At 70.3% G+C, this 512-nt stretch carries 1 protein-coding gene; it reads left to right on the top strand.

All coding sequences use genetic code 11. The features are described from left to right. Positions 1 to 512 (top strand): hypothetical protein (locus DF196_RS13525; RefSeq protein WP_206603805.1); only part of this gene is annotated, 512 nt, incomplete at both ends.

Below are 512 nucleotides of genomic sequence, written 5' to 3'. Positions count from 1 at the left end.
CCCTCGCCCACGACACCACCGAATTGGCCAGCGTGACGGTGGACGGACAGGCCGTCGCCTTCGATTCCGCCAATCGCGCCGTACTGCACCGCGCTTACACCGCGGGCGCCCCCGAAATCGCCGTGGAGACCAAGGACAACGCGGTGGCCTACGTGGTGCCGCCACTCCACTACCCGTACGGCTCGTATGTGATCCGCGTGGTCTCCGAAAACGGCGAACAACACGCCGCCTACGCGCTCGACCTGGACGTGCCGCCGGCACCGGTGGCCGAGGTCACCGTGGTGCCGCCTGCCGTCACCGTGGGCGAGGACGAAACCGTGCGTCTCACCGTGAATGCCACGGACGAGACCGGTGCCGCCATCGACCTGGGTGGGGGCAGCGCGGCCGGCGTGCCGTTCTCCTCCAGCCATGAATCCGTGGCCGGCGGGGACGGTAGCGGCGTCGTCACCGGCCGACTGTCCGGTACGGCGAGCGTGAGCGCCACCGTGACGTACGGCGGCGGGGCCAAGACC

Origin of the sequence: Bifidobacterium callitrichidarum (assembly GCF_003129905.1) — a bacterium.
GTDB lineage: Bacteria > Actinomycetota > Actinomycetes > Actinomycetales > Bifidobacteriaceae > Bifidobacterium > Bifidobacterium callitrichidarum.
The sequence above is the reverse complement of the archived record's forward strand: the minus strand, read 5'-3'. Positions and strand labels throughout refer to the sequence as shown.